The organism is Sphingomonas sp. AP28, assembly GCF_056680455.1.
The window spans coordinates 966755-992437 of record NZ_CM155283.1; the positions used below are offsets into that span (position 1 = coordinate 966755).

28 protein-coding genes and 2 tRNA genes are annotated in these 25683 nt (G+C 64.5%); 5 read left to right on the forward strand and 25 right to left on the reverse strand.

The features are described 5' to 3' along the window. Nucleotide 1 precedes the first annotated feature (1 nt). Both mobA and fdhD read left to right on the forward strand, forming a co-directional pair. On the forward strand, nt 2–490 hold the full coding sequence (gene mobA, locus AC1MH0_RS04285; RefSeq protein WP_480964856.1) for a molybdenum cofactor guanylyltransferase: 489 nt from the start codon (nt 2–4) through the stop codon (nt 488–490). After that, nucleotides 487–1278 (forward strand): formate dehydrogenase accessory sulfurtransferase FdhD, encoded by a 792-nt coding sequence (fdhD, locus tag AC1MH0_RS04290; RefSeq protein WP_480964857.1) that lies wholly within the window; start codon nt 487–489, stop codon nt 1276–1278. Before mobA ends, fdhD begins: the two co-directional genes overlap by 4 nt. A 33-nt stretch (nt 1279–1311) precedes the next feature. Here fdhD and AC1MH0_RS04295 read toward each other — a convergent pair whose 3' ends face one another. The 3 genes from AC1MH0_RS04295 to AC1MH0_RS04305 form a co-directional block, all read right to left on the reverse strand. Further along, the gene (locus tag AC1MH0_RS04295) at nt 1312–2100 is read right to left on the reverse strand and encodes a formate/nitrite transporter family protein (RefSeq protein ID WP_192977044.1); all 789 of its coding nucleotides are present in this window, start codon (nt 2098–2100) and stop codon (nt 1312–1314) included. Next, complete coding sequence (locus tag AC1MH0_RS04300; protein WP_480964858.1) at nt 2097–4469, reverse strand: FdhF/YdeP family oxidoreductase; 2373 nt, start codon at nt 4467–4469, stop codon at nt 2097–2099. The genes AC1MH0_RS04295 and AC1MH0_RS04300 overlap by 4 nt, the downstream gene beginning before the upstream one ends. Nucleotides 4470–4761: 292 nt before the next feature. Beyond that, nucleotides 4762–5076 carry an HIRAN domain-containing protein gene (locus AC1MH0_RS04305; protein ID WP_480964859.1) on the reverse strand — a complete coding sequence of 105 codons (315 nt, stop codon included), beginning with the start codon at nt 5074–5076 and terminating at the stop codon, nt 4762–4764. Between the two features lie 548 nt (nt 5077–5624). On the opposite strand from AC1MH0_RS04305, the gene AC1MH0_RS04310 reads away from it, so the two are divergent. Further along, nucleotides 5625–6638, forward strand: a complete 1014-nt coding sequence (locus AC1MH0_RS04310; protein WP_480964860.1) for a glycosyltransferase family A protein — start codon at nt 5625–5627, stop codon at nt 6636–6638. A 38-nt stretch (nt 6639–6676) separates the two neighbouring features. On the opposite strand, the gene AC1MH0_RS04315 is transcribed toward AC1MH0_RS04310, so the two are convergent. The 7 genes from AC1MH0_RS04315 to AC1MH0_RS04345 form a co-directional block, all read right to left on the reverse strand. Continuing rightward, nucleotides 6677–7681: a glycosyltransferase gene (locus AC1MH0_RS04315; protein ID WP_480964861.1), complete on the reverse strand. Its 1005-nt coding sequence runs from the start codon at nt 7679–7681 to the stop codon at nt 6677–6679. A 445-nt stretch (nt 7682–8126) separates the two neighbouring features. Continuing rightward, the gene (locus tag AC1MH0_RS04320; RefSeq protein WP_480964862.1) at nt 8127–8570 is read right to left on the reverse strand and encodes a hypothetical protein; all 444 of its coding nucleotides are present in this window, start codon (nt 8568–8570) and stop codon (nt 8127–8129) included. A gap of 56 nt (nt 8571–8626) precedes the next feature. After that, on the reverse strand, nt 8627–9016 hold the full coding sequence (locus tag AC1MH0_RS04325) for a phage integrase central domain-containing protein (RefSeq protein WP_480965674.1): 390 nt from the start codon (nt 9014–9016) through the stop codon (nt 8627–8629). Nucleotides 9017–9455: 439 nt separating this feature from the next. Then, nucleotides 9456–9532: transfer RNA gene (locus tag AC1MH0_RS04330), tRNA-Met, on the reverse strand. A gap of 66 nt (nt 9533–9598) precedes the next feature. Beyond that, nucleotides 9599–10117 (reverse strand): 2'-5' RNA ligase family protein, encoded by a 519-nt coding sequence (locus AC1MH0_RS04335; RefSeq protein WP_480964863.1) that lies wholly within the window; start codon nt 10115–10117, stop codon nt 9599–9601. Nucleotides 10118–10262: 145 nt separating this feature from the next. Continuing rightward, nucleotides 10263–12161, reverse strand: a complete 1899-nt coding sequence (locus tag AC1MH0_RS04340; RefSeq protein WP_480965675.1) for a potassium transporter Kup — start codon at nt 12159–12161, stop codon at nt 10263–10265. Between the two features lie 350 nt (nt 12162–12511). Further along, nucleotides 12512–12952 carry an Lrp/AsnC family transcriptional regulator gene (locus tag AC1MH0_RS04345; RefSeq protein WP_056482500.1) on the reverse strand — a complete coding sequence of 147 codons (441 nt, stop codon included), beginning with the start codon at nt 12950–12952 and terminating at the stop codon, nt 12512–12514. Between the two features lie 127 nt (nt 12953–13079). On the opposite strand from AC1MH0_RS04345, the gene ald reads away from it, so the two are divergent. Both ald and AC1MH0_RS04355 read left to right on the forward strand, forming a co-directional pair. After that, nucleotides 13080–14186: an alanine dehydrogenase gene (gene ald / locus AC1MH0_RS04350; RefSeq protein ID WP_056048250.1), complete on the forward strand. Its 1107-nt coding sequence runs from the start codon at nt 13080–13082 to the stop codon at nt 14184–14186. A 51-nt stretch (nt 14187–14237) separates the two neighbouring features. Then, on the forward strand, nt 14238–14456 hold the full coding sequence (locus AC1MH0_RS04355) for a DUF3072 domain-containing protein (protein ID WP_056058060.1): 219 nt from the start codon (nt 14238–14240) through the stop codon (nt 14454–14456). 42 nt (nt 14457–14498) lie between these two features. On the opposite strand, the gene AC1MH0_RS04360 is transcribed toward AC1MH0_RS04355, so the two are convergent. The 15 genes from AC1MH0_RS04360 to AC1MH0_RS04430 form a co-directional block, all read right to left on the reverse strand. Then, nucleotides 14499–15227 carry a tetratricopeptide repeat protein gene (locus AC1MH0_RS04360; RefSeq protein ID WP_480964864.1) on the reverse strand — a complete coding sequence of 243 codons (729 nt, stop codon included), beginning with the start codon at nt 15225–15227 and terminating at the stop codon, nt 14499–14501. After that, complete coding sequence (locus AC1MH0_RS04365) at nt 15143–15526, reverse strand: cytochrome c-type biogenesis protein (RefSeq protein ID WP_480965676.1); 384 nt, start codon at nt 15524–15526, stop codon at nt 15143–15145. Before AC1MH0_RS04365 ends, AC1MH0_RS04360 begins: the two co-directional genes overlap by 85 nt. 134 nt (nt 15527–15660) lie before the next feature. Next, nucleotides 15661–16188 (reverse strand): DsbE family thiol:disulfide interchange protein, encoded by a 528-nt coding sequence (locus AC1MH0_RS04370; protein WP_480964865.1) that lies wholly within the window; start codon nt 16186–16188, stop codon nt 15661–15663. Then, nucleotides 16185–18098: a heme lyase CcmF/NrfE family subunit gene (locus AC1MH0_RS04375; RefSeq protein WP_480964866.1), complete on the reverse strand. Its 1914-nt coding sequence runs from the start codon at nt 18096–18098 to the stop codon at nt 16185–16187. Before AC1MH0_RS04375 ends, AC1MH0_RS04370 begins: the two co-directional genes overlap by 4 nt. Then, nucleotides 18095–18541, reverse strand: a complete 447-nt coding sequence (gene ccmE, locus AC1MH0_RS04380) for a cytochrome c maturation protein CcmE (RefSeq protein ID WP_480964867.1) — start codon at nt 18539–18541, stop codon at nt 18095–18097. The genes AC1MH0_RS04375 and ccmE overlap by 4 nt, the downstream gene beginning before the upstream one ends. Nucleotides 18542–18638: 97 nt before the next feature. Then, on the reverse strand, nt 18639–19364 hold the full coding sequence (ccmC, locus tag AC1MH0_RS04385) for a heme ABC transporter permease CcmC (RefSeq protein WP_333922851.1): 726 nt from the start codon (nt 19362–19364) through the stop codon (nt 18639–18641). A 188-nt stretch (nt 19365–19552) separates the two neighbouring features. Beyond that, nucleotides 19553–20602, reverse strand: a complete 1050-nt coding sequence (locus tag AC1MH0_RS04390) for a Leu/Phe/Val dehydrogenase (RefSeq protein WP_480964868.1) — start codon at nt 20600–20602, stop codon at nt 19553–19555. Between the two features lie 111 nt (nt 20603–20713). Beyond that, nucleotides 20714–20790: transfer RNA gene (locus AC1MH0_RS04395), tRNA-His, on the reverse strand. A 66-nt stretch (nt 20791–20856) separates the two neighbouring features. Then, nucleotides 20857–21582 (reverse strand): type II secretion system protein N, encoded by a 726-nt coding sequence (gene gspN, locus AC1MH0_RS04400; RefSeq protein WP_480964869.1) that lies wholly within the window; start codon nt 21580–21582, stop codon nt 20857–20859. Next, nucleotides 21579–22055, reverse strand: a complete 477-nt coding sequence (gene gspM, locus AC1MH0_RS04405; protein ID WP_480964870.1) for a type II secretion system protein GspM — start codon at nt 22053–22055, stop codon at nt 21579–21581. Before gspM ends, gspN begins: the two co-directional genes overlap by 4 nt. Beyond that, nucleotides 22052–23137: a type II secretion system protein GspL gene (gene gspL / locus AC1MH0_RS04410; protein WP_480964871.1), complete on the reverse strand. Its 1086-nt coding sequence runs from the start codon at nt 23135–23137 to the stop codon at nt 22052–22054. The genes gspM and gspL overlap by 4 nt, the downstream gene beginning before the upstream one ends. Beyond that, nucleotides 23134–24132, reverse strand: a complete 999-nt coding sequence (gene gspK, locus AC1MH0_RS04415) for a type II secretion system minor pseudopilin GspK (RefSeq protein ID WP_480964872.1) — start codon at nt 24130–24132, stop codon at nt 23134–23136. Before gspK ends, gspL begins: the two co-directional genes overlap by 4 nt. Then, a complete protein-coding gene (gspJ, locus tag AC1MH0_RS04420; RefSeq protein ID WP_480964873.1) occupies nt 24119–24805 on the reverse strand; it encodes a type II secretion system minor pseudopilin GspJ in 687 nt (228 codons plus the stop codon). The genes gspK and gspJ overlap by 14 nt, the downstream gene beginning before the upstream one ends. After that, nucleotides 24802–25206 carry a type II secretion system minor pseudopilin GspI gene (gene gspI, locus AC1MH0_RS04425; protein ID WP_480964874.1) on the reverse strand — a complete coding sequence of 135 codons (405 nt, stop codon included), beginning with the start codon at nt 25204–25206 and terminating at the stop codon, nt 24802–24804. Before gspI ends, gspJ begins: the two co-directional genes overlap by 4 nt. Further along, a complete protein-coding gene (locus tag AC1MH0_RS04430) occupies nt 25196–25681 on the reverse strand; it encodes a GspH/FimT family pseudopilin (RefSeq protein ID WP_480964875.1) in 486 nt (161 codons plus the stop codon). Before AC1MH0_RS04430 ends, gspI begins: the two co-directional genes overlap by 11 nt. Nucleotides 25682–25683: the final 2 nt, after the last annotated feature.

Sequence of the window (25683 nt, forward strand, 5' to 3'; positions counted from 1 at the left end):
CGTGCTCGCGGGAGGACGGTCGTCGCGCTTCGGGTCCGACAAGGCGATGGCGGTGTTGGACGGGCGCGTGCTGGCTGAGCATGCGCGGGCACTGCTGTTGCCTCATGTCGAGACCGCGGTGATCGCGGGACGCGACGGGGCGATCCCTGACCTACCAAGCGCGGATATCGGGCCATTGGGGGGCATAGCTGGCGCGCTCGGTTATGCGGCCTCGAACGGGTTCACGTCGGTGCTGACGATCGCGTGCGACATGCCGTGGTTGCCGGACGGGTTGCTGACGGCGCTGTCCCATCGCGCCTCCGCCTATTGCCCTGACGCCCCGGTGCTCGGGCATTGGGAGGCGGGTTTGCTTGGCAATTTGCTGACCCACATCGAGACCGTGCCGCGGCGATCGGTGCGCGGTTGGGCTGAGGCGATCGGGGCTATCCCGATCCCGGCGAGTGCGCCTATCCCGAACGTCAACACGCCACAGGACCTTGATACCCTATGAGCACGTCGCGCACGCAAGCGATCAAGATCCTGCGGCCTGACTCGATTACCGCGGGCGAGCGCGCGATCGCGGTCGAAGTCCCTGTCGCTATCGAGATCGACGGGCTTGGTTATGCGGTGATGATGATGACGCCCGCCGACTTGGCAGAGTTCACGACCGGCTTCTTGCTGACCGAGCGGCTCGCGGACAATGCCGACGACGTGCGTGATATCGATATTTTCGAGGCGGAAGCGGGCTGGATCGTTCGTGTCGGGCTGTCCGATCGCTGCAAGGGGCGCATCCACGACCGCGTCCGGCACCGGACCAGCGACACGAGTTGCGGGCTCTGCGGGATCTCCGGGCTCGAACAGCTCCGCAAACCGGTCCCGAAGACGCCGCCAAAGCCCGACACGCCTGTGGACGCACTGTTTGCCGCGCTGGGTGGCTTACGCGCTCACCAGCCTCTCAACGCGGCTACGGGCGCGATCCATGCCGCGGCCGCGTGCGATCGCGAAGGTCGGATCGTTGCGGCGTATGAGGACGTCGGCCGTCACAATGCGCTCGACAAGCTCGTTGGCGGCATCGCTGTCGCTGGGCAGCCGATCGACGGCTTCATCCTCGTCACCTCCCGGATCAGTTTCGAGATGGTCGACAAGGCGCTGATCGCCGGTGCGCCGATGCTGGTGGGGATCTCCGCCCCGACCAGCTTGGCGATCGATCATGCGCGCGAACACGGCCTGACGCTGCTCGCGCTCGCCCGCAGCGACGCGATCCTGGTGGTAAACGATCCTTGGGACGTGTTCGCGTAGCAGCAAGCCCGCCGCTGCTACGCGAAACCACGGTTACTTGGCGGCCTGTACCGCGTCCGTCTTCGACGCAACCAGATAGCCGCCGACGACGAAGACCAAGGCACCGATCGTGTTACCCACCGTGACGATCGCAAGATTGCGGATCATGCCCGCGAGGTCGATCGACGAGTTGGGCACCAGCAGGCCGAGCGTCAGCGCGGTCATGTTGGCGACCGAATGCTCGAACCCGGCGGCGACGAACGCGAGCAGGATCCAGGCCATCGCGATGCACTTGGCGGTGTCGCCTGTCATCCGTGCCGCGGTCCAGATCGCGAGGCAGACGAGCCAGTTGCACAGGATCGCGCGGGCCATCAGCGCGGTCGCGTCGACCGACACCTTGTGCAGGACGTACGCGTGAAACATCGTATCGGCGTTGGCGAAGATCGCCCCGCCGCCGCCCGCCGCGAACACCACCGACAGCACGACGCCGCCCACAAGGTTGCCGATCCACACGACGACGGCGAGCTTGAGCGCGTCTCCGATCGTGATCGTCCGGCGCGCCAGGCCGAAGCCGAGATACATCACATAGCCCGTGAACAGCTCGGCGCCTGCGAACACGGTCAGGATCAGCCCAAGCCCGAAGGTTGCGCCCATTACCAACGGTCGCACACCGGGTTCGAGCCCCGAGCCCGTGCTGAGCGCAAGAATCATCGCGATGCCGATATACGTGCCCGCTAGGATCGCGCCGGCGAAGAACCCCGCGGGAGAGCGCCGCAACGCCTCCGCCTTGGTCGCCGCTAGGGTCGCATAGGTGTCGATCGTCGACGAATAGCCGGTGCTCATGCGGGGACTTTACTCTCGTGCCCGACGATCCCCGCGCGCACCACGCCGCGATCCGAACCCATGTCGGCGGCGGCGGGACGGACGGTCACCGGGATGGATTTGTAAGAAGGGGTGAAGCTCTGCGGATCGTGATCCTCGAGCGCGATCAGCGGCTGCGTCTCGGGGTAGTAGGAGGCGACGCAGCCGTCGGGCAGCGCGTAGCGGACCAGCATCAGCTTCTGCACGACACGGTCGGCGCGTGCGAAGTGAAGCGCGGTGGCGATGTCGACGACGTCGCCCTCCTTGTGCCCAAGCCGCGCCATGTCGCGCTCGTTCATGAACAGGATGTCGCGGCGCCCGAACACGCCACGATAGCGGTCGTCGAGGCTGTAGACGGTGGTGTTGTACTGATCGTGCGCGCGCAGCGTGGTGAGCCGCAGCACGGTCGGATCGCCCGCGCTCTCATCCTCCTCGACGCCATTGGCGACGATGAAGTTCGCCTTGCCGCTGTCCGTCTTCCACTCGCGCATCGCCGCCGAGTTCGGCAGGTGGAAGCCGCCCGGCTTGCGGATCCGTGCGTTGTAGTCGGCGAACGCGGGGAACACCGCCTCGATCTTGTCACGGATCAGGCTGTAGTCGCCGACATAGGCGTCCCAGTCGATCTCGACCGGCGCGCGGCCCTTGGCGGCGAAGGTCGCCTTGGCGATCTCGCCGACGATCCAGATCTCCGACTTCACGTTGTCGCCCGGCGGCATCAGGAAGCCGCGCGAGGCGTGGACCATCGACATCGAATCTTCGACCGTCACCGACTGCTGGCCGGTCGCTTGCATGTCGAGCTCGGTCCGGCCGAGACACGGCAGGACGTAGGTCGACTTCGCCATCAGCAACTGCGTGCGGTTGAGCTTGGTGGTGATGTGGACCGCGAGATCCAGGTTGCGGAAGCCCTCCGCGCACGCCTGCGGATCGGACGAGGCGATGGCGAGGTTACCGCCGAGGCAGACGATCGCCTTGGCATGGCCGTCGCGCATCGACGCGATGCTCTCGACCACCGAATGACCGTGATCGCGTGGCGGCTCGAACCCGAACACGTCGCGCATGTTGTCGAGCAGCAAGGGCATCGGCCGCTCGGTGATCCCTACGGTACGGTCGCCCTGTACGTTGCTGTGGCCCCGCAAGGGGCAGATGCCCGCGCCTGGCCGGCCCATGTTGCCGCGCAGGAGAAGCAAGTTCGCGATCTGCTGGACGTTGGTCGTGCCGGTGCGGTGCTGCGTGACGCCCATGCCGTAGCAGCAGATCGTCGACTTCGACTTCGAATAGGCGAGCGCGACTTCCTCGAGATCACTGCGGGAGAGGCCGCTGGAGCGCTCGATATCCGCCCATTCGGTGGTGGCGAGATCGGCGATATAGTCGTCGAGCCCGGCGGTATGCTCGGCGATGAATGCGTGATCGAGCGCGCGCTCGCCACCGGACACCTTGGCCGCCTCGTCGAGCGCGACCAGCGCCTTGGCGATGCCCTTCAGCGCGGCTGCGTCGCCGCCGACCTTCACCTGGTAATAGCTGCTGGCGATCGGGGTTGCCGACATCGTCGCCATCTCGACCACCGACTGCGGCGATTCGAAGCGTTCGAGCGAGCGTTCCTTGAGCGGGTTGAACACGATGATCTTGCCGCCGCGCTTCGACACTTCGCGCAACGTCGCCATCATCCGCGGGTGGTTGGTGCCGGGATTGTGGCCGATAGAGAGGATCAGGTCGGCGTGGTCGAAATCCTCGAGGCTGACGGTGCCCTTGCCGATACCGATCGACTTCGGCAGCCCGACGGAGGTCGCCTCGTGGCACATGTTCGAGCAGTCGGGAAAGTTGTTGGTGCCGTACAGCCGCACGAACAGCTGGAACAGGAACGCCGCCTCGTTCGAGCAGCGACCCGAGGTGTAGAACTCGGCTTGGTTGGGATCGGGGACGGCGGCGAGACCTGCACCGATCTCGCGCATGGCATCCGCCCAGCTCACGACCTCATAGTGATCGGTGGCGGCGTTGTAGCGGAGCGGTTCGGTGACACGGCCCTGGTCCTCGATCCAGTGATCGCTCTGCTTCCAGATGTCGGACACGCTATGCGTGGCGAAGAAGTCGGCGCCGATCGTCTTGGCGGTCGATTCCCACGCGACGGCCTTGGCGCCGTTCTCGCAGAATTCGAACGAGGAGGTATGTTTCGGGTCGGGCCATGCGCAGCTCGGGCAATCGAAGCCGTCGGGCTGGTTCGACTTTAGCAGCGTCTGGCCGCCGCGCACGACAATCTGCTGCGCCTTGAGCGAGACGGCAACCGCCTTCAGCGCGCCCCAGCCGCCGGCCGGACCGGTATAATCGGTGATCCCATCAGGGCGTTTGTCGCGCATACTCGTCTCTCCCGCCGGTCGCCGCTCAATGACAGGATAAGAATGTCACGAAGGCTTACCGATCGGCCCAGCCTTAGGAGCCTGCGCGGAGATCGCTAAGACGAGTTTTTCGCTGTTGGTGATCGAATGCGCCTGTCGATACCGCGGCTTGCACGCGTTCCGATGTGTTCCGGAATGGTAGCGACGGAAGCTACCTCAATACCTGACATTGTCCGTCGATATTACACTGTATTTTTATCGTTTTTCGGACTGTATCACATCATATATCTTGCCCTGATGTTGGCGCCGAACGTCATCGACAGTCCGGCCCGGACTGTCCCACCCCGGATACCACATCGCCGTCTACCGCGGACACCTCTGGTATTTCGCCGTCCATATTTATGCGGAGCACCAACCCGACCGGAGAGCCGTTCATTCCAGTGCTCCAGATGCGCTCATAGATCGCTGTTACCTCGACGCGCCGGTTCATCTTGCTCCCGATCCACTGCGCCTTCACCCGCCCCAGGTAACCAACACACGTCTTGCTGGTCGTCGTGAAGATCGCGATGGCCACGTTGTCGTGCGGATTGTCAGGCTGGCGCGCCAGGTCGACGGGATCGCCGGGCACCGCGTGTCGCCCGATTGCGACTGGCGATTAGGTGTGGGGCGTTAGCGGCTGGCCCGCCATGCTTGACGAGTGCCAACTCGTCGGTTGCTGTGTGGACGCACAGTATCCCTACCGGCCGCTATCGTATTGGGATTGCGGCCGGTGGCGGTGTTCGAAATTTTATCCACTCTGTCGCTCACCGTGCGGACTTGCCCTGTCACGGCAGCGCTGAAAACGGGAGGACGGCTATAGTCTGGACGTGCGTTGCCATCTGAGGCACCCTGCCGCGATGGATGACCACACTGATCCCGGTCGCGCGATATCGCCAGTTATGCAGTTTCGCGAAGCGATGACCCACGACACCATTGTCGGTGACCGCTGCGGCCTCAATGCAACCAACGTTGATGAGGTTATCACCAACTGTCTACAGCAGCGTTGTGCCGAGTTAGCCATCAGACACCGGTATTGGCAGAACGATAAAGGTGCGCGCTAGCAGTTGCGTACTAAGCCAACGAACGGAAAAGCCAAGCTGAAAACTTGCGCCAATTTGACTCTGAAGGAGTCTGTTAATGACCAGTGTCGCGATTATTATACCGTTTTACCAATTAAAATCCGGCGTATTGACGCGCGCATTAGATTCTGTCCGCCAGCAAGTTATTGAAAGTACGGCAGTCAGGGTAATAATTGTTGACGATGCGTCACCGCTCTCCGCCGAACAGGAATTAGCGGAAACTGGCTTTATCATGGACGCTGAATGGGAAGTGATTACCCAAAGCAACGGCGGTCCAGGATCCGCCCGTAACACGGCGTTAGATCGATTGACTGACAATCCCCCGGATTTCGTTGCGTTTCTAGATTCGGATGACGTATGGGCGCCGGACCATCTGGACCGCGCAATGCGTGCGTTGGCAGGTCGAGCCGATTTCTACGGGTCAGATCATCAACGACTAAACGAGGCCGCCACGTATTTTAACGCGCGACCCGAAGTGGCTCGAACTCTTAACCGTTTGGGTAAGTCACGGGTGATCGGGACCAACGCCGTCTTTGAGATGGAAAGCCCAGACGCGATCCAAGCCTTCGCCGAAAGCTACTTAGTACAGACTTCCACAGTGGTTTATCGCTGGGCGGCGCTGAGCGCTGTCCGATTCGACGAATCGCTGCGTACCGCGGGGGAAGACCGGTTGTTCTGGCTCGATAGTGCAGCGGCCGCTCAGCGCTGCACTATCGATCTCGCATTAGGTTCAACTTGTATGGACGGGGTGAACATCTACGAGAATGCTATGTCCTGGGACAGTCCCGCAGCAATAAAGCGCGCTGCTTACCAGCTAATAATGTGGGCAAAAGCTAAAAAGCGTTTTGTAGGTAACGAACGAGCCGTGGCGGTGATAAGCGCAGAACTAAAGAGCAGCTGTAAGTTTTTCATGTTTCTATGGCTGCGGGCATTAGCCCAACGCAGGGAAACCAACGTACCGTTATTGCGCGAAGTGCTGAACACCGAGAGTATATCACTCGGGCGCCCAATTGCTGGGCTTCCAGGGTTGGTATCTTTTCGATTACGAAAAGATGATTTCACTATCTCGTAGTCGCTTCACCAGTAGCCTTAAGCTCAATCCGTTGAATCTTACAAATCCACTGATCGTTTCATGTACTCTATTGCCCCGCGCGTGTATGCCAATTCCATTTCCATAGAAAGTTTCTTTCCGCTCGTCGGTTTACCCGGACGGCTAGCTAGTAAGCGGAGAGTAAAGTACCTTCGCCAAAGCCAGTAGTGCACCCCGCTAAACCGAGGACCATTAAGACCGGCCACTTGAGCCTCCTGCGACGTTCGCAATGAGAGGTAAGCCCAGGTCTCGCCTGATGAACGTTCGTATTGGCGGACGTAGTCCAGTGTTTGCCGAGCTTCCGGGATGAGGTGTCTTACTCCCGCAGATGGCACCCACCATCCTGTTGCCCCTTTGCCGAAAATCTCACGTAAGACTGAGGTTTCTTCGCCCAAACGACGTTGCCCCGGTCCGACGCCAAGATTTGGATCGAATTTGTACAGTCGCTGCTCAGCCGCTCGAACAGCGAAGTTTGCCCCATACGGAATTAATCCATCCGTCCCATCGATCGGAATCGAGACCGGTCCTAAATCACGTTCTGCGAGCAATCGTCCGAACTGGGAGCGGTTTGCGGAAAACCATGCAGGCGTCGACCCGAGCAGTACAGGCTCTATAGGGCCGCAAAAAACGGCAGCTTCGGGGTGGCTTGTAAAAGCGTTCGCATATGATGCGATCCAACGGGGATCAAGCCGAACGTCATCGTCTGTCCAGCAGATGTAGCTGCCGCGGGCTTCCGAAACTCCACAATTTCGTGCGTTAGACAGCCCAGGCTCAGGTTCGAACACCCTCCTTATCGGCAGTCTGTTCGAAAAGCTGGCTATTACGTCGGGAGTATTATCGGAACTTCCATTGTCGACAATCACCATTTCCCAACAAAGATCGTCAGGGACGATCATCTTTGTCGCACTCGTCAACACCTCTGCCAACTGGTCGCACCGATCCCGCGTGCAAATTATCACAGAAATCATTGCAAAAAATCCGCCCTTGGCCCTCGTACTGCGAGGGGAACGTGGCGTGCCGCGCATTGGGAAGTCAATGGGCCACGTGTGGCCTACCTGCTTGAAAAGCGTGGCGGTGAACGGATCGCGGAGGCGTCGCGGTTAGCGTTGTTTGACGAGACCCATGGTTCCGGACACCATCTCCGCATGCAAAAGGCCTGCTTCAATGCGCCATTAAGCGCTTCCCGTGCGTCCACCAGGGATATCTTCGGAGATCTCTCCCTGAAGTTTCAGCAATGCGCTGTATCTCGTGCGAATTATCCTGCCGACTCTCCGACGTGTGATGTGCGATGTGTGCTACCTCGCCTACGCGGTGTTCGTGCCGGCAGCAAAGAACTAGCGCGGCTAACGGATGTGGCGCCGATACCGTGAAAGTTTCAAAAATTGCCAAGAATCGGTATGCCGGCCCGCCTAAAGCCCAACTGACACCAGTCCTATTTGCTTATTCGAATAGTAAAACTACAGGTATGGTCTAGTTTTTCGTAAGCGAGTATCTCAACACCGGATGGTCTAAAGCGAAACGCCAAACCGTGAACCCTAGCATATTCGTAAGTGCAGAATTTCTACATTCTTCGGGGGCAACCTTTATCGAGGGACTGATCGTCACCCTTTTTGGAAGTTTAAAGAGTTTAAATCCAAGGTAGAGTCGTTTGCTTTTCAATCGCTCGTTCATGATCGTGCTGAATGCCGCGCGGAAAACGTGCGGCACATCGCGCTGATAGTAGCCGGCGCGAACCAGCAACTGACGCATCGTGTTTTCTGAGATTGGCTTGTGCAGGTGGGGCTCGCGTGGGAACAGGAGCGCGAGGTCGCCGATGAGCGGCTTCAGCACGCGCAGGATCGCAACGGCTTGCGCCGACAGCGGTACTAGGTGGTCGCCCTGCACTTCCAGCTTTCGATCCTCGTCGCCCTTCATGCGCGCGCTGGGATACGCCAAGGCGAGACCGAGCCGTCCAATCCATCGAACTCCGTCTATCTAGCGCCGCCCAGCTTACTCCGCCGGACAGCCGTGAGCGCCAGCAGGCGAAGGGCAAGCTTCGTCGTGGCGCGGCAGCGCTCGGCCTCACACTTTACGAGCATTTCACTCGTCGCGGCCATTCGGTCCGCTTGCTCACGGATGCCGTCGATGATCGAGGGCTGCGACTTCACTCGCAGCTTGGCGCTTGGCGTCTTAGCCCAGGAGGCCGCTGAGTCGTTGTCAGCGATCCCCGCGGCGATCGCGGAGGCAAACATGCCAGACAGGCATTCGCTGAGCCTGTGGGCCGTCTCTACCGCCCCGCGCGCATCGACGTCATTGAGCACCGCGAGTAGCTTGGGCGCATTGATCGACGTGATCGGCAGGTCCCTGAGCACTGGAATAATATTCTCGGCGACTTATTTTTCAGTGCTGACCAGCGCTCGCCGAAGACCTTCAGGGTGTGTGCAGACGGCGCGCTCCCCGTGCGACGTCTTATTCTCGATTTTAGGGTCATTTGCGGCTAGCTGGACCTTTGCCTCGTCGCGGCGCTTGCGTGCCTCGACCAGCGTGACGGCCGCCGGACGGGCTAACCTAAACGTAAAGGCTGCCGGCGCCGCTAACACATTAGGACGCTGTCTTGGCCTTCAAGGGCTTAATTCTTTGCATCAGTCCGCATGGCTTTGCTCCGATACCATGTTCACCGAAAGCCGATGCCATGGATTGTGCCATGTCGCATGGTAGATGCGGGGATACCGTCATGAGCCTGACAGGCCATTACGAAGGGCAGAAATCGCCGATCTGCAAGGGTGAGTAGACCGGTGTGTACCGCTGTCTACGCAAGGATGGTAGCGAAGGAGGGACTTGAACCCCCGACCCCAGGATTATGATTCCCGTGCTCTAACCAACTGAGCTACTTCGCCGTACCGTCCGTCAGGGAAGCGTTCTTCCCTGCGAGGCGCGGCCTATAGGAAGCGGTTTCGAGGCGGTCAAGCGAACATGTGTCGGGAGATCGCTTCCCACGGCCCGCCGCGATACCACCACGTGCCGATACCGGCGATTTCGACGTCCTTCGGCGTGAAATCGCGCTGCAAATTGCCGAGCAGGAGCTTGGCGACTTGCGGGCTGACCTTGTTCTGGATGGTGACGTGCGGACGCCAGCCACCGGCGTCCTGCGGGGTGAGCATGCCGGTGAACGCGTCTGCCAGACGCGCTCGGATGCCCACGAGCTCGGGGGACTCGATCCGGTAGGCCACACCCCGTCCTAGCGACATCAGGCCGCCCACACGGGCCTGTGGGGCACGGATGCCGCGCGTTTCCTGGTTGAGACGGTGCTTGAGCTCGTCGAGGCCCGAGGGCGGCAGGTGGTGGAACAGCGTCAGGTGCGCGTCGAGCTGATTGCGCTCGGGCGGGAAATGCTCGCGGCGCATGGAGTCGAAGAACGCGGTGTCCTTGCGGCCGAACAAGGCGGTGACGATGATCGGGGCGACTTCGATTGGACCGGTCATCATAGAGGCTCCCCGCCGGCGAAGGCGGGGGTCCAGTTGGGAAACGTCGATGACGGACGTGGCGCTTCGTTACTGCAACCTTTCCGACTGGACCCCGGCCTCCGCCGGGGCGGTGCGACTTTGGCGAAGCGTATGGGGTAAGACATCAAATCTCGACCTGGCTGCCCAGCTCGACGACGCGGTTGGTCGGCAGGCGGAAGAACTCCATCGCGCTTTCCGCATTGCGCAGCATCCACGCGAACAGCTTTTCGCGCCAGATCATCATGCCGGGCTTGTCCGACGCGAGCAGCGTCTGGCGCGACAGGAAGAAGCTGGTGTCCATCATCTTGAAGTCCGCGCCGCAATTATGGACCTGGCGCAGCGCGGCGGGCACGTCGGCGTCCTCCATGAAGCCGTAGCGCAGCACGAGGCGGTGGAAGCCGTCGCCAAGCTCCTCGCGCACCGCACGGTCGTGCGCGGGCCAGTAGGGCTGGCTGACGATCTTGACGGTCAGCAGGATCACGCGCTCGTGCAGCACCTTGTTGTGCTTGAGGTTGTGCAGCAGTGCGTGCGGCACGCCGTCCGCGGTCGAGGTCATGAACACCGCGGTCCCCGGCACGCGCGATGCCGAACTCGCGGCCGAGCCGATGAACACCTTTATCGGCATCGCCGCTTCGTGCATCCGGTCGATCATCAACTGCCGCCCCTTCGACCACGTCGTCAGGAAGGTGAAGATGATGAAGCCGACCAGCAGCGGGAACCAGCCGCCCGCAGGCACCTTGGTGAGGTTTGCCGCGAAATAGGCGCCGTCGACGGTGAAGAAGATCGCCAGCAGCGGGATCGCGGCGATCTTCGGCCAGTTCCAGAGCCGGAACAGGACGACGCCGAGCAGGCAGGTGTCGATGAACATCGCGCCGGTCACCGCGATCCCGTACGCGCTCGTCAGGTTCGACGAGGTGCGGAAGAACAGGACGAGCAGGATCACCATCACCATCAGCGCGCCGTTGACGAGCGGGATGTAGATCTGGCCCGCGGTCGAGGCGCTGGTATGTTCGATACGGAGGCGCGGGATGAAGCCGAGCTGGATCGCCTGCTGCGTCACGGAAAACGCGCCGGAGATGACCGCCTGCGAGGCGATGACCGCGGCCATCGTCGCGAGGATGACGAGCGGAAGCTGGAGGCTCTCGGGGGCGAGGTTGTAGAACGGGCTGACCAGAGCCTCGCGACCGTCGCGGAACAGCAGCGCGCCCTGCCCCATATAGTTGAGGATCAGCGCGGGGAGCACAAAGAACAGCCACGACAGGCCAATCGGTTTGCGGCCGAAATGCCCCATGTCCGCGTACAGCGCTTCCGCGCCGGTGACCGCGAGGACGACTGAGCCGAGTGCCAGGAACGCGCGCTCGGGGTCGATGATGAAGAACTCGACCGCGTAGTGCGGCGACAGCGCCCAGAGCACCTCGGGGGTCTGGACGATGCTGAGGATTCCGAGCACCGCGATGACGCTGAAATACACGAGCATGATCGGTCCGAAGACGAGGCCGATACGCGCGGTGCCGCTCTTTTGCACCCAGAACAGCCCGATCAGGATGACGATCACGATCGGCAGCACCAGGCCACCGAAAGCGGGCGCGGCGACGGCGAGGCCTTCGACCGCGGACAATACCGAGACGGCGGGCGTGATCATGCTGTCGCCGTAGAATAGCGCCGTCGCGAACACGCCGAGCAGGATGATGCCCTTGCTCCAGCGCTTGGTCTTGGTCTTGCCCGAGACGAGCGCGAGCAGCGCAAGGCTGCCGCCTTCGCCCTTGTTGTCGGCGCGCATGATGATGATGACGTACTTGACCGTCACGACGATCATCATCGACCAGAACATCAGGCTGATGACGCCCATGATGTGCGCCGCGTCGAGCGCGAGCTTATGGTGGCCGGCGAAGGTCTCGCGGAAGGCGTAGAGCGGGCTGGTGCCGATATCGCCGAAGACGATGCCGATCGCACCGAAGGCAAGCTTCAGCATGCCGTCGGAGTTGTGATGCCCCGTCTCGAGATCGAGATTGGCGGGTGGCACGGTCGAGGCCGCGGCGGTCTGGTCGACGCTCACTGGACGGTGAATCGACCCGGAAGTGCAGCAATCTTCATCGAATTTCCGATTTCACCCTGTGCCCCAAGCGCGCGCATTTAGCATGCGGGCCGGGAGGCGGCAACGGCGAGGCGGGCAACGTGGATTAACTGGGGCTGATCGGTCTAGTATTGAAGCGTAGCCTACACTTGCTCCCCTCCCTGGAAGGGAGGGGTTGGGGGTGGGTCGGTCTGCTTGTGCCGCCGACGTTCGATAATGCGGAAGCCGACCCACCCCCGGCCCCTCCCTTTCAGGGAGGGGAGAAGTCTGGGACGCATCAAGGCTCAGTCCACCGCCGTTTACCGCCGGATCACTTCACGGATCACGAAGTGCGACGCCAACCGCGTTACCCCGGGCAGTTGCGACAAGGTCTCGCGGTGGATGCGCTCGAACGTCTCGCCGTGGCGGATCTCGACGTGGAGCATGTAGTCCGCCTCCCCGCTCATCAGGAAGCATTGCACGACCTGCGGACACTCGACGATTACCGCCTCGAACGCTGCCATCGTCTCCTTGCGCTGATCGCGGAGCGTGACGTTGACGAGCACGATGCTCGGATCGCCGCGCGCGGCTTGCGACAGCACCGCACGATAGCCGGTGATCGCGCCGCTCTCACGCAACTGCGCGACCCGGCGATGCGCGGCGCTCGCCGACAGACCGACCGCGTCGCCGAGCTCAGCGCTGGTCAGGTCGGAATTGGCGGCGAGCAGGTCCAGAATCCTGCGTTCGATCGTGATGCTCAAGATTATCCCGTTTCGACGGCAACAGATGCAATCATCTTGCAGATACGGTATCGCACCGCGACCAGTTTGCGAACCCTTCCCGTCCAAGCCGCGCTAGTATGGCGCAAACGATAATGGAGTGGAATCAATGCGCGTCGGTGTCCCCAAGGAAATCAAGAACCACGAATATCGCGTCGGCCTGACCCCGCCGTCGGTCGCCGAACTGGTCGCGGCCGGTCACGAGGTCGTCGTCGAGACGCAGGCCGGCTCGGGGATCGATTTCGAAGACCAGGACTATGTCGACGCGGGTGCGACGATCCTGCCGACGGCCGCCGCGGTGTTCGCCGGCGCCGACATGATCGTGAAGGTCAAGGAGCCGCAGCCGAGCGAGATCGCGATGCTCGAGCCGCGCCATCTGCTGTTCACCTATCTCCACCTCGCCGCGGACAAGCCGCAGGCCGAGGGGCTGATGAAGTCCGGCGCGACCTGCATCGCGTACGAGACGGTCACCGACAATCGCCGCGGGCTGCCGTTGCTCAAGCCGATGTCCGAGGTCGCGGGCCGCATGTCGGTGCAGGTCGGCGCGCATTATCTCGAGAAGGAGCAGGGCGGACGTGGCGTGCTGCTCGGCGGCGTTCCCGGTGTCGCGCCGGCGAAGGTCGCGATCCTCGGTGGCGGCGTCTCGGGCGTCAACGCCGCGCAGATGGCGGTCGGCATGCGCGCCGACGTGACGATCTATGATATCTCGAACGATCGCCTTGCCGAACTCGACATGTTCTTCTCAAGCCAGATAAAGACGGCGTATGCGTCGAAGGCTGCGATCGCGGCAGCGGTGAAGAACGCGCATCTGGTGATCGGTGCGGTGCTGGTGCCGGGCGCCGCTGCGCCGAAGCTCGTCACGCGCGAAATGCTGAAGACGATGAAGCGCGGCTCGGTGCTGGTCGATATCGCGATCGACCAGGGCGGGTGCTTCGAGACGTCGCACGCCACGACGCACGAGGATCCGGTGTTCGAGGTCGACGGCGTGATCCATTACTGCGTCGCCAACATGCCGGGCGCGGTCGCGCGCACCTCGGCGTTCGCGCTGAACAATGCGACGCTGCCGTTCGCGCTGAAGCTCGCCAATTTGGGGGCCGAGGCGGCGATGAAGGCCGACCCGCACCTCGCCAACGGGCTGAACGTCTACAAGGGCAAGATCGCGTACAAGGCGGTCGCCGATGATCTAGGTTTACCTTACGAAGCATGGGCCGGCTGACTCGGGAACGGATACGGAACATGGGTGTTAGACAGGGGAAAGGAATTTCCAATGTCCGACACCCCGAACCCCAAGTCCGAACCGTTCTCGAACGCCGAGAAGGACCCGGACGACTGGACCACCGGCGACGAAAAGATGACCGGCGCACAGGCGAGCTATCTCAAGACGCTGTCCGAGGAAGCGCATGAGGAATTCGACGAGACGCTGACCAAGGCGGATGCGTCGAAGAAGATCGACGAATTGCAGTCGAAGACTGGCCGCGGGCAGTAAGCCATTCATCCCGTCATTCTGGGTTGCCCCAGGATGACGGGATTATTTTTGACCTGCGTTCGGCGTATCCTGCATAGCCAGAAACCGATCCAGCAACGCTAGCCGAGTGGCGATCTCGCCTCGGTACGAGATGTTGGCCGGCGTCAACGCCAGCGCCCTTGCCCAATACGGCCGAGCGGTCGCGAACTCGCCCGCCCTCACATACGCCAGCCCCAGAAAAAACGGCGGAGCAGGATGTTTTGGTGCCAACCGCATCGCCTGCTGGAACGCAAAAAGCGCAGGCGGCGAAACCTGGTTGGCATCGTGCGCCGCCAGCGCGTTGGCAAGGCCCGTCCACATCACCACGCTCTTCGGGGCCATCCTGAGCCCTCCGAGCAACACCTGCACCGCCGCGCGCCGGTCGCCGATTCGCGTCATCGCGTCCGCCGCAACCAGATACGCTGCCGCGCCTGTATACCGCTCGAGCATCTGGTCGCGCAGTTCGAGCATCGCGCTGTCGTCCGGCGTTGCGGCAAGCCCGGGCAACGCTTCGTGACCGGCAAGCCCTGGCTGCCCCTGCCACGCGTATCCCGCCGCACCTAGCATCAGCGCAGCAGCGACCATCGTCCACAGGACGCGGTTCACCTTCAATACCGCGAGCAGCACAAACGCACCCGCGCCGATCGCGGCCAGCCAGAAATACCCCATCAGCGTGTCCTCCGCCGGAAGCTCGACCGCGCGATCCAGCCGCCGATGCCAAGCAGCAGGATCGGCGCGAGCCACAACGGCCACGTCAGCCCCGACAAGGGCGGATCATACGTCACGTAGTCGCCGTAGCGAGTGATCAGCCAGTCGCGGATCGAGGCAGGCTTTTCGCCACGCTCGATCCGCTCGCGGACGAGCGCGCGCATGTCGGCCGCCATGTCGGCATCGCTGTCGGCGATCGACTGGCCTTGGCAGACGAGGCAGCGCAGCGTTTCCATCAGCGCTCGGGCGGAGGCTTCCTTGGCCGGGTCGGCGAGTTGCACGTTGGCGTAATGCGCTGGTGGCGCAACCGGCTGGGCTAAGGCCGGCGAGATACACAGCAACAGCGCCGCAACGACCTCCCCTCCCGCTCGCGGGAGGGGTCGGGGGAGGGCATGACGCGCGCGCGCGGTTGGTGAGGCACGAGAAGCCCCTCCCCTAACCCCTCCCGCAAGCGGGAGAGGAATGAAGAAACGCACCCTCACCGTGCGTCCTTCACGGCTTGCACGATCTCGGCGACATTCTCCGGACGGATATCGCCGATGATCTGCTTCACGATAATCCCGCGGCCGTCGATCACGAACGTCTCCGGCACGCCAGACGAACCCAGCGCCAACTGCACCTGACTCGCCCGATCGCTGCCGATACGTTCGTACGGATCACCGTTGCGTCGGAGGAACCCGCCAATCGCAGGCGCGGTGTCCCGGATTGCGATAGCGTCGATCGGCACGCCCATCGCCTTCAGACGCATCAGTTGCGGCGCCTCCGCGATGCACGGGATGCACCAACTCGCGAACACGTTGAGCAACCGCGGCTTGCCCTGCCGGAACGACGCGCTGGTCAGGCCCGGCTTGCCGGGGACCATCGCCGGCAGCGCGAAGTCGGGGAGCGGCTTGCCGACCATCGCCGACCGCACCACCTTCTCCGCGGGCCGGAACAGCCCGCTCGCCACCACCGCGAACAGCAGCGCGAAAATCGCCAGCGGCGCCCAGAGTGCGAACCGCTTCATGCCCATTCAGCCCGTATCGCCGCCCGTCGCTCGCGGAGCACCCGACCGATCAGCGACAGCATGCCCCCCACCGCGATCAGCACGCCGCCGAACCAGATCAGCGTCACGAACGGCTTCCACCAGAGTCGGAGCTGCCAGCGCCCCTGCCCGTCCGGTTGGCCGAGCACGGTATAGAGCTGGCCGTCTAGTACCGTCAGGATGGCGGACTCGTTGGTGCTCGTCGGCGGGTTGGCGAAGAAGCGGAGTTGCGGGCGCAGGATGCTCTCGCTGCCGCTGCGTGTCGCAGTGAGCCGCGCTTCCAGTGCCGACCAGTTCTCGCCGATCACTGGCGAAATGCCGTCGAGCGTCACGGTGTACGGCCCGACCCGCGCTGGCTCGCCCGCGCGGACCGCGACTAGCGTTTCCTTGGTAAAGGCGCTGTCCGATGCCATCCCGGCGAGGCTGACCGCGATACCGAGATGTGCGATGACCATGCCGTAGGTAAAGAGCGGCGTGCGCCTCAGATTGCGCTTCCACAGAGGCGCGACGCTGGCGACGGCGAGCCCGGCGGCCAGCGAAAGCCCGGCCCAAGGGAGCACGCCCGGCCAGACGAACAGCAACGCGATTGCCGCCACCAGCGTCGCGCCGATCGGCAGCATCACGCGGCGCAGCACCGCTTTCGCATCGTCCCGTCGCCAGCGAAGCAGCGGCCCGACCGCCATCACCGCTACGAGAAGCAACGCGATCGGCCCCGCCGCCTTGTTGAAGAACGGCGGCCCGACCGACAGCTGCACGCCGAAGCTCGCCGCGACGATCGGGTAGAGCGTGCCGATCAGGACGATCCCAAGGATTACCGACAACAGCAGGTTGTTCGCGACCAGCCCGCCCTCGCGGCTGACCGGATCGAAGGTCGTGCCAGCGCGAACGGTGCCGATCCGCGCGGCGAACAGCGCAAGCGCACCGCCGATGTAGATCGCTAGCAATGCGAGGATGAAGGCGCCGCGTTCCGGATCAACCGCGAAGGCGTGGACGCTCGTCAGGATGCCCGAGCGCACCAGGAACGTGCCGATCATCGACATCGAGAACGCGACGACCGCCAGCATGATCGTCCAGGCTCGCAGGCCGTCGCGCGTCGCGAGCACGGTCACCGAATGGAGCAATGCGGTCGCGGCGAGCCATGGCATCAGCGAAGCGTTCTCGACCGGATCCCAGAACCACCAGCCACCCCAGCCGAGTTCGTAATAGGCCCAGTACGATCCGGCGGTGATGCCGAGCGTCAGGAATATCCACGCGATCAGCACCCAGGGGCGCATCGCCTTCGCAAACGCTGGCCCCACATCACGCGTGACGAGCGCACCGACAGCAAACGAGAACGCTACCGAGAGGCCGACATAGCCCGTGTAGAGTGTCGGCGGGTGGAACGCCAAACCCGGGTCCTGCAACAGCGGGTTGAGGCCGAGGCCATCGGGCGCTGCAGGGTTCAACCGCGCAAACGGGTTCGAGGAGAAGAGCAGGAACGCGTAGAAGCCGAGCGCGATCGTCGCCTGTGCGCCGAGTGTTGCAGTGAGCGTGCGTTCGGGCAGCGAGCGCTCGAAGATCGCCACCGCGCCGCCGGCTAGCCCGAGGATCGTCACCCAGAGAAGCATCGAGCCCTCGTGATTGCCCCATGCGCCGGCGAACTTGTAGAGCCACGGCTTGGCGGAATGGCTGTTCTCGACGACGAGTTTGACGGACATGTCGGAGTCGAGGAACAGCTCGATCAGCAGCGCCATCGCTAGCAGTGCCAACAAACCCTGGACGATCGCGACCGGCCGGACCGCCGCCGCAAGGTCTTCACGACCGCGTGCGATGCCGATCGCTGCCATCACGAGCTGCAACGCCGCGAGCGCGCCCGCGAACCAGAGCGCGGCTAGGCCTGCTTCGGCGATCATTGCTTGCCGTCCGGTTCGAGCGTCTTGGTCTCGTGCATCTTGCCGGCCATTTCCGGCGGCATGTATTTCTCGTCGTGCTTGGCGAGCAGGTTCGACGCGACGAAGCTGCCGTTGGGCTGGAACTGGCCTTCGGCGACGACGCCCGATTTCTCGCGGAACAGGTCGGGGACGATGCCCGCGAATACGACCGGCGTAGTCGCCTGGCCGTCGGTGACGGTAAAATGCACGGTGATGCCGTCGGCGGCGCGCTTCACCGAACCGCTCTCGACCATCCCGCCGAGCCGGACCGCGCGCCCGAGCGGGAGGCCGTCACGACGCACGTCGGACGGCGCGTAGAAGAACGCCGCCTGATCCTTGAGCGCCGACAGCGCGAGCAGACCGGCGACCACGACCGCGCCGAGCGCCAGCAGCGCCAGCGTCAGGCGTTGATGCTTGGCCTTCATTTCTCGGCCCTGCGCATAGCCAGATAGCTCAGCAACGCGATGACCGCACCGCCACCCAGCGTCACGACGTAAGCAGCAGTCACGAACGGCCAGGGGTTCATGCTCTCGCCATCCGGCGCATGCGGGCTTCGGACTTTGCGACGGCCAGCATCGTCCGCATCCGCATCAGCACGATCCCGGCGAACACGAAGGTGAACCCCGCCAGCATGATAGGCAGCGGCCACAGGATCGAGCCCGCGATCGTCGACTGCGTGAGACCGATGCTAGGCCCCTGGTGCAGCGTGTTCCACCACACCACCGAATAGCGGATGATCGGCAGCAGCACCGATCCGGCGATCCCGTACAGCGCCGGCACGCGCCCGTCGCCGCCACGATCCGCATCCGCCTTCGCGAGTGCCATGTAGCCGAGATAGACGAAGAACAGCAGCAGCATCGAGGTCAGCCGGCCGTCCCATTGCCACCACGTCCCCCAGGTCGGCCGTCCCCAGATCGAGCCGGTCATGAGACATAGAGCCGCGAACACCGCGCCCGGCAGCGCGATCGCGCGTGCCGCGACGCTGGCCAGCGGGTGGCGCCAGACGAGGAACATGATGCTGGAGATCGCGATCCCGCTCCACCCGCCCATGCCGAGCCAGGCGGCGGGGACGTGGATGTAGAGGATGCGGACGGTCTCGCCCTGGAGGTAATCGGGCGGGGTCTGGGTTAGGCCCGCCCAGCAGCCCAGCACGATCAGCGCTACGCCGGCCCAGAAAAGCGCTGGCGTCAACGGCTTGGCGATCTTCAGGAAGCGCGCGGGGTTTGCGAAGGCGTGTAGGGTGGCCACTGGGGATAGCCATTATGGCAACAATACGAGGCTGTCACCTTGGACTTGAGCCCCTCTCCCCGTCGGGGAGAGGTAGGGGCTCGCCGCGCTTGCGGTGGGAGGGTGAGGGGCTTGAGGTTCGGATCGTTTGCCCCAACCACCCTCATCCGGCACTTCGTGCCACCTTCTCCCCGGAGGGGAGAAGGATCTTACCGGCCGATCAGGCCCTTCGCGATCGAATCCGCAACGTCTGACGCGGGCTCGCCCGAACGATCGCTCTCGTCCCAGACCTGGATCAATCGATCCGGGATACGCGCGATACGCGCCTTCACCTCAGCCTCGTCTCCCTGCCCCAGATACTCCAGGCCGACGTTAATGATCCCGCCCGCGTTGATCACATAATCCGGCGCATACAGGATGCCGCGAGCATGCAGCCGAGCACCGTCCTCGCGGACGCTAAGCTGGTTGTTCGCACCACCTGCAACGATCTTCGCCTTCAGCGCAGCGATCGACATCTCGGTCAGGATCGCACCCAGCGCGTTCGGGCTGAAGATATCCGCCTCGGTCGTCACGATCGCCTCTGCGGCGACCGCGGTCGCGCCGAGTTCGCCCGCGAGCTTCTGCGCCCGGCCCTCGTCGACGTCCGCCAGCGTCAGCACCGCGCCGTCCTTCGCCAGCAACCGCGCAAGCCCGCCGCCGACCGAGCCCACGCCCTGAATCGCGACGCGCACGCCCTTCATGTCGGTCGCGCCGAGGCCACGCTGTGCCGCCGCCTTCACGCCGAGATAGATGCCGAGCGCCGTGTACGGCCCCGGATCGCCCCCCGCAGCGCCGCTAGCGACCGGCAGGCCGGAGACGTAGCGGGTTTGCGTGGCGATCACCTTCATGCGCTCTTCGGACATGCCGACGTCTTCCGCCGTCACATACCGCCCGCCGAGCGAATCGACCGCGCGACCGAACGCCTCGAGCTGGGCGGTCGTGATGACGTCGCCGGGCTTGGCCGCAAGGACCACGCCCTTGCCGCCGCCGAGCTCCAGGCCCGCCATCGCGTTCTTGAAGCTCATGCCGCGCGACAGGCGCAACGCATCGGTCACCGCGCGGCCATTGTCGGCATAATGCCAGAACCGCGTGCCACCAGCCGCCGGGCCGAGCTTGGTCGAGTGAAGCGCAATTACCGCGCGGAGGCCCGATTCGGGATCGGTGAAGGCATGAACGCCCTCGTGGTCGTCGAAATCGGGAAGGTCCCAAACCGCTGTCATCGCCGGCTCCTGAGGAGAATAATATTACCGGGACGCGAAATATTATTTTCTCGGGGGTTTTACCAGCCCAAAGCGCCGCATTGCAGACGCTTATCGAAAATAACGAAATAATGGGGCGACCGACGGGACTTGAACCCGCAACATCCGGCATCACAAGCCGACGCTCTAACCAATTGAACTACGACCGCCGCGTAGGCATCGCCCCCTAGCGGGGGTCGCCGGGCGGCGTCAACCGTCGACTTGCCAAAAAGACGTCAAAAACGTCCTTCGATGGCGAGCTTGTACCCGTTCGAGCCGCTCACGAAGCCCGCCTGCTCGAGCTTCTGCACCGCCAGCGGATTGGATGGACGCAGCGACAGCTCGGCGCGGTAGGTCCCTGCTCCCTCGATCCGGAGCGCGATGCTCTCGGTCCCGGCCTGGCTCGCCAGCGGGAGCAGCAGCGCCGTGCCGTCACACCGCGCGGTGCCGCTGACCGACTGCGGCAAGGTGATCCCGCCGACGTCACCTGCCAGCGTTGCGCGGACGCGGCCCTCGGCGGCTTCGCACTGGCCATCGCGGAAGCGGACCGAGACGTCGTCGAGGTCTAGCGCGGAGACGGGCACTGGCGCGAACAGCCGGCCGGTCGCGACCGTGGCGGTCATGTGGTCGACGCCGAAGCCGTGGCGACTGACGCTCGCCGACCCGCGCAACGGCTTGGCCGACACGGATTCGGGACCGGCGAAGACGATCGTCGCGCGGCCGACCAGCAGCGGCAGCGGCGACAGCCGCGCGTGCAGATCGCCGAGCGCGAGGTCGCCGAACCGCGCTTCGGTCAGCGTCGCGCCCCAGATCGTCCCCGACACGCGCCGCGCGACCAGCCCTTCGTCGCCGACGCCGACCCAGCCGAGTACCGCGCGCATCGGCAGGAAGATGATCAACGCGATCAGCAGCATGCCACCGAACAGCGCGGCGGGGCCGGTACGCAAGCGTATCCGCCTCATGCCGCGCGCGCCTTCAACGTCAGCGCCACGGCAACGGTCTTGTCGCCCTTGTCGGTCATCGCCACCGAATCGACTAGGATACCGAGCCGTTCGAGGCGCGCCAGCCACGCGACCAGCGCCGCGGGACGCGCCGACTGGATGCCGACGCGCACCCGGCTCGCGCCGTCCTGATCGAGCGAGGCGAGCGCAAAGCCGGCCTGGTCCGCCTCAGCGCGCACCGCGTCGGCGAGCGTGCCGGTCAGCGGGGTGGCGCGGGTCCGCTGGATATCGCGCAACGTCGCGACTTGCGCGCGCGTCTCGCCGAGCCGCGTGACGGCATCTGCGTGACGTTCGCGCGCGCTCGACAAGCCGTCGCCGACCGGGCGGATGATCAGCGCCCAGAGCAACGTCAGCACCGCGAGCCCCGCCATCACGAGTAACAGCCGCCGCTCCCGCAGCGAGCGTCCTTCGAACCACGTCTTCAGTCCGGTCATCGGCCGCTCTCCGGGCTGATCGTGAGGTCGCCCGTCACGCGGCCGGCGGCGGCCTGGAACACGCCGGCGCGGACCGAGAAGCCGGCGGATTCGAGCGCGCGCTTCAGGTCGGTCGCCAAGGCTTCGCGTTCGACGGCCACCGACAGGCGCAGGTCGCCGTTCGCCTGGAAATCGAGCGCCGTGACTTCGGTGCCGGGGGTTGCGCGCACCGCTGCAAACACCGCCGCGGTCGTGCTGGTGAAGCCGAGCCCCGGGCCGCGGACGCGCGACAGGCGCTCGTCGAGTTGGCGGCTGGCGTCGACGACCGTCTCGCCGCGCGGCAGGCCGGTGACCGCCACGGTGTTGGCTTCCGCCTCCAGGGCATCCGCGCCGAAGCTGTATTTGGCGATGCGGACGAGCGAGATCGCCAGCGTCACGGCCAGGATCGTCAGCGACAACAGCGTGAGCCGACGGATCAGCCCCCAGTCGATTGCAAACCGTCGCCGCCGCGCGAACGGCCCCTGCCGCAAATCCAGTGGCGGTGACGCGACGGCGGCGACGATCGCTGCCTCCAGCGTATCGCGGTCGATCGTCGCGGGCGCGGTGCCGCCGGTCACCAGCTCCGTCAGCCGCGCTTCGTCGGCGAACCCGCTGGACGTGCCGCGCACGACACCGCTGCCAGCGAGTTCCGCCCGCGCGTACCCCTCTTCGGGTCGCGGAAGGAGCATCGGCGCCGGAATGACCGCGACCGGATCGACGCCTGCCTCCGCCAGCATCAGCAGCCAGTCGCGCATCGTCGCGGCACCGACGACGCCGATCGGTCGGTCGCTCGCGCCTTCGTCCCCGACTGCGACATGGAGTTCGGCGAGCGGCGACGCACTCGCCTCGCTCGCCAGGATACGCGCGGCCGCCGTTGCCTGCGCGGCAGACCGCGACGGCAGTTCCGCCCAGTGCAGCGTCACCGCATCGGCGGGCGCCACCGCGATCGTCTCGTCGTCGATCGCATCGGGGATACCCTCCCCCTCCCCGACCACGCCCGCGTCCGCGACGCGCATCCAACGATATCCGGTCTCGCCGGCGGGAAGGAACAGCAAAGTCGTCATGATGGCTCGCCCCATTGCCGCGATACGAGCTGCGCGGGAAGCCGGTTCGCGTCGATCAGTGCACGTTCCTGCATTTGTGTCGTCCCGAGCGTCACGTCGATATCGAGCGTGAACCATTTCGACAGCACCTGCGCGTCCGCGCCGGGCGCGATATTGGCGGCGCCGAGCAACGACGCGCCCTTCTGCATTTCGTCGAACGTGGCGTAGCCCTGCACCGGTCGCCGCAGCAGCAGTTGCTGGGCGGCGCCGACCGACAGAGTATCCGGATACATCATCGCCAGCAGCACGCTCTGTTCGGGCAGCAGCGTGTTGACGTTGATCGGAGAGGGCTTGGCGAAGGGCAGCGTGCAGATCCACGGCCGGATCTTCGTGTAGATCTCAGGCGTCATCCCGGCGATGGCGCGCAGTTCGCTCGGGTCGCTCATCAACGTGCCGGCGGTGCGGTACGACGGCACGCGACCGAGATACGCGCCGTCCTCGGCCCCCATCGGTGACTGGTCCTGATCGCTGTCGATCCAGTCGGTCGTGCCCGCCGCCACCTGTTCCGCGACCTGCACCGGCACGTCGAGCAGCCGCATCAGGCGGACGAACTGCGGCCGGACGTCGCCACGCGCGACGTATACGCCCGGGGTCGTCATGCCGACGAGAGAGTTCAGGTTGAAACAGTTGGCACCGTCACGCACCCGCGCGGTCGCGAAGCCTCCGGGTACCGGCAGGCCGAACGGGGTGTTGCTCCAGCCGCCGGCCAGCGTGACCCGCGTAGGCTTTGGCGCGAGCAGGTTGGAGACGCGGGTCAGCGCCATCGTCTCCGCCGCGAGTGCATAGGCGCGCGCCTGCTCGCCGGTCGCGGCGTTGCTCGCCAGCCGAGTCGACAGCCGGAGTTTCTCCAGCGCCGCGCCCGCCATCACCGCGATGATCGCGACGAGCATCAGCACGGTGAGCAGCGCTGCGCCCCGTTCTTGCCCGCGTCGAATGCCGAGATCAGGTGCGCGCACCGGGCGTCTCCTGTCCCGGAGGGGTAACGGGTGGCGGCGTGGTCCCCGGACCGGTTAAGTCGGAGGGCGCGGGCACGTAACTGGTGCCGACGAGGAACATCTGGCGGAACTGCGTCCCGTCCTCGCGCTGGACGGTGAGCTCCATCGCGTCGGGCAAGGGCCTGCCGCTCGTACCGTCCCATCGATCGCTCCAGGCGCCCGCGATGCGATAGCGGAGTGCGATCTGGCGGACTTTGGTGAGCAACGCGGCAGGCGGCAGTGGCTGCGCGCCGTCGACCATCGGATAGGCGATCCGCTGGAGTACGCCGCCATCGACGCGGTAGGCGACCTTCTGCATGCTGGAGCGCGCAGTACCGTCGATGTTGCTCCAGCCGGCGCGGACCAAACGCAGCATTGGCGTGACGCCCGACCCACTCTCGCCGATGAACGCGGGAACGCTGGTGCCGGCCTCGTCGCGGGTAGCGCGGTTCGATGCCTGGGCGAGGTCGGCGGACAGGATCGACATCGTCCGCGTGAGCGCGCTGATGTCGTCGAGCTTGGCGCCGGTCGAACTCTGCGCCTTCACGCTGAACGACAGGATCGCGACACCTGCCGCGGCGATCATCCCGAAGATCATGAGCGACACCATGACTTCGATGAGCGTGAAGCCGGCCTCGGTTTTCGGAGGCGTCACATCACCATCCGCGGCGCGGGTCGCACCATCGTCAGGCGGCCGAGCTGCGTGCCGGTCCGGTCGGCGACGGCCACGTCGATCCGCAACACGCTGGATCCGCCGAGTGCGCTGACCTGCCGCGTCCACGTCCAAGGCTGGCCGCCGTTCGTCTCAACGCCAGTGACGCGGCCTGCGATCGGGGGCTGCCCGCTGGTGACCGCATCGATCGCGACGTTGCGCGCGACCATCTGAGCGACCAGCGTTTCGTCGAGGATCGAGGCGCCGCGGATCGTCGCGCTTTCCAGACGCACGAGCGCCATCGCCGCGAGGCTGAAGACTGCCAGCGCGACCATGATTTCGATCAACGTGAAGCCGTGTTCGGCGTAACGTCGACGAAGCGTGAAACCGCGCTCAGCCGGCATCGGCTCTTACGCTGCCGTCAGCATCGATGTGGACGGTCGCCGCGACGCCGCCGCGATCGAGGCGAATCTCCGCAGGACGATCGACGAGGCCGGTCGGGTCGAACGTCACGCGCATCCGGCCGCTGGTGTCGCCGATGCTGGCCCTAGTGCCGTCGTTCCAGCGTTCGACGCGCATCGGTTTCTCGGCGATCGGCGTCCAGCCGCCCGCCAACCGACGGTCGAAGCCGTAGCCCCCACCGCTGATCCAGACGCTCACCGGGCGTGCCTCGACGATCGCCGAATCGTGCGCGGCGCGGGTGCGCAGGGCGAAACGCGTCGCCTCGTCGAGCACGCGGCCGCGCGGGTCCGGCATGACGAGAACGGCCACCGCCGATGCGAGTCCGATGATCGTGACGACGACCATCAGCTCGACCAGCGTGAAACCACTTTCGCGTCTCCGCGAAAGTGTCCCCGCGCCGGCGGGGACCCAGTCCAAGG

Coding starts and splice junctions, on each gene's coding strand:
- AC1MH0_RS04370 (WP_480964865.1), bottom strand. CDS start 16,188: ATGAAGCGGTTCGCACTCTGGGCGCCGCTGGCGATTTTCGCGCTGCTG.
- AC1MH0_RS04320 (WP_480964862.1), bottom strand. CDS start 8,570: ATGAAGGGCGACGAGGATCGAAAGCTGGAAGTGCAGGGCGACCACCTA.
- ald (WP_056048250.1), top strand. CDS start 13,080: ATGCGCGTCGGTGTCCCCAAGGAAATCAAGAACCACGAATATCGCGTC.
- AC1MH0_RS04355 (WP_056058060.1), top strand. CDS start 14,238: ATGTCCGACACCCCGAACCCCAAGTCCGAACCGTTCTCGAACGCCGAG.
- AC1MH0_RS04310 (WP_480964860.1), top strand. CDS start 5,625: ATGACCAGTGTCGCGATTATTATACCGTTTTACCAATTAAAATCCGGC.
- AC1MH0_RS04295 (WP_192977044.1), bottom strand. CDS start 2,100: ATGAGCACCGGCTATTCGTCGACGATCGACACCTATGCGACCCTAGCG.
- fdhD (WP_480964857.1), top strand. CDS start 487: ATGAGCACGTCGCGCACGCAAGCGATCAAGATCCTGCGGCCTGACTCG.
- AC1MH0_RS04300 (WP_480964858.1), bottom strand. CDS start 4,469: ATGCGCGACAAACGCCCTGATGGGATCACCGATTATACCGGTCCGGCC.
- gspI (WP_480964874.1), bottom strand. CDS start 25,206: ATGCCGGCTGAGCGCGGTTTCACGCTTCGTCGACGTTACGCCGAACAC.
- AC1MH0_RS04315 (WP_480964861.1), bottom strand. CDS start 7,681: ATGCGCGGCACGCCACGTTCCCCTCGCAGTACGAGGGCCAAGGGCGGA.
- gspN (WP_480964869.1), bottom strand. CDS start 21,582: ATGAGGCGGATACGCTTGCGTACCGGCCCCGCCGCGCTGTTCGGTGGC.
- AC1MH0_RS04375 (WP_480964866.1), bottom strand. CDS start 18,098: ATGATCGCCGAAGCAGGCCTAGCCGCGCTCTGGTTCGCGGGCGCGCTC.
- gspM (WP_480964870.1), bottom strand. CDS start 22,055: ATGACCGGACTGAAGACGTGGTTCGAAGGACGCTCGCTGCGGGAGCGG.
- AC1MH0_RS04390 (WP_480964868.1), bottom strand. CDS start 20,602: ATGACAGCGGTTTGGGACCTTCCCGATTTCGACGACCACGAGGGCGTT.
- gspL (WP_480964871.1), bottom strand. CDS start 23,137: ATGACGACTTTGCTGTTCCTTCCCGCCGGCGAGACCGGATATCGTTGG.
- AC1MH0_RS04335 (WP_480964863.1), bottom strand. CDS start 10,117: ATGACCGGTCCAATCGAAGTCGCCCCGATCATCGTCACCGCCTTGTTC.
- ccmE (WP_480964867.1), bottom strand. CDS start 18,541: ATGAAGGCCAAGCATCAACGCCTGACGCTGGCGCTGCTGGCGCTCGGC.